This window comes from Parasynechococcus sp. (assembly GCF_042954245.1).
Lineage (GTDB): Bacteria > Cyanobacteriota > Cyanobacteriia > PCC-6307 > Cyanobiaceae > Parasynechococcus.
The window spans coordinates 1-1691 of sequence record NZ_JBGKDP010000001.1 but is presented as its reverse complement, the minus strand read 5'-3'; the positions used below and the strand labels follow the sequence as shown (position 1 = coordinate 1691).

The following is a 1691-nucleotide window of genomic DNA, read 5'->3' as shown; positions in this document are numbered from 1 at the left end:
ACGTCTTGATCGGCACACAGATGCTGGCCAAGGGCATGGATCTGCCGCGGGTCACCCTGGCGGCGGTGCTCGCGGCGGACGGGCTTCTACACCGCCCCGACCTCCGCGCAGGAGAGCAGGCCCTGCAGTTGCTGTTGCAGTTGGCGGGCCGGGCCGGGCGAGGTGAGCGACCGGGGCAGGTGTTGGTGCAGACCTATACCCCAGAGCATCCGGTAATTCAACACCTGGTGGATGGTCGGTATGAAGCGTTCCTCTCCCAGGAAGTGGCCCTCCGCAAGGAAGCTGGTCTGGTGCCTTTCAGTCGCGCCTGTCTGCTGCGACTATCTGGAGATTCCCCCAGCAAAACAGCAACGGCGGCAGCGGTGCTGGCGGAGCGGATCCGGCCGATTTGTCAGCGCCAGAGCTGGTGGTTGTTGGGTCCGGCCCCGGCCCCGGTGGCCCGTGTGGCTGGCCGGAGCCGATGGCAGCTGTTGCTGCACGGGCCGGCGGGCTCCCCGCTTCCGTTGCCTCCGGGGCAGGCCCTCTGGGATGGCTTGCCTAAGGGTGTGGCGCTCACTGTGGATCCCGACCCGCAGCAGCTTTAATCAGGAGGGTAGTTCCGGGAAGCCAAAGCCCAGCTTCCGCCGCACAACCTGCAGCACCATGCTGCTGATCAGCAGCATCAGGATCACCACGCCCCCCAGGCCAAGCGGATTCCAGCGCCAGCCCTGCCAGCTGACTTCGGTGATGGTGCCGGAAAGGGCCGTGCGCTCAACCCGCCCATGGTTGAGGCTCAGATGAACGTCGAGCCCAGGGATCTTGGGCAGATCGCTGAGGTCCACCATCAGCTGCAGGTGCTGCTGCACCCCCAGCAGCCAGTTGCGTTCTTCGAGCTTGAGCATCGGTGCGGGGAGTGAGACTCCAGCCGCGCGACCAGCCACGGCAACCACGGCCGCCATTTGTTGCGCCAGCTCGTGTGATGAGGCAACACGGCTGCTGATCTGTTGGCGTCCTGGGCCTGTTTGTTCGATCTTCAGCCCGGGCACCTCCCGTTGCAGGTCTCGCTCGAATTGCTCCTGCCAGGGCAGCGGGCGTTCCTGGGTGCTCCGCACGTCCCAGGTGAGGGCCAGTCGATCCGGGCCGCGAAGGTCGAGATCAGCCTCGATTCGGACGCAACCATTCAGCAACAGCGTGATCCCCAGCAGAACCGCCATCACCAGCACGGCGAAACCCGCCGCTGGTGAACGCGTCGGCCCCGTGGGTGGTGGTGACGGGGGTTCGGGGCGCCGCGACCGCCGCCACCGCATGGTGGAGGTCTGCCCGCTGCCGGAGCTATTCAGCTCCAGTTGCGGCATCCGCATCAACCAGCGTTCCGGACGATCCAGGCTTGGGGCTTCGAGAACCCCGAGCAGTTGTTTGGCTTGCTGGCGCAACTTGGGATCGCGGCAGCGACTCAGCAGCCTGCATGTGGTGATGGCTTTGTCGTCCTGCCCCTGGCCCATCCAGGCGGTGATCATCAGGAGCCGAAGGCCCGGCCCTTCCGGGCTATTGAGCGGGTGTTGCTCCGCTAGGGGGAGAAGCAGCTCCAGGCCTTGGCCGTAGTCCCCGCGCTCGAGGGCTGCCTCCGCTTCAGAGAGGTCCAGTGCTGAGTCCTGCTCGCTCACCCGTCTAGCCGCGTCCCACCACCATGGTGCCGATGCCGGCGTCGGTGA

General features: G+C 66.2%; 1 protein-coding gene and 1 pseudogene. One reads left to right on the top strand and one right to left on the bottom strand.

Translation table 11 applies throughout. From position 1 onward, the window contains the following. Positions 1 to 584 (top strand): annotated as a pseudogene (locus ACGVJ8_RS00010) (primosomal protein N'); the annotation flags it as partial. Here ACGVJ8_RS00010 and ACGVJ8_RS00005 read toward each other — a convergent pair. Beyond that, on the bottom strand, positions 585 to 1643 hold the full coding sequence (locus ACGVJ8_RS00005) for a DUF3153 domain-containing protein (RefSeq protein ID WP_392344909.1): 1059 nt from the start codon (positions 1641 to 1643) through the stop codon (positions 585 to 587). Between the last annotated feature and the right edge of the window lie 48 nt (positions 1644 to 1691).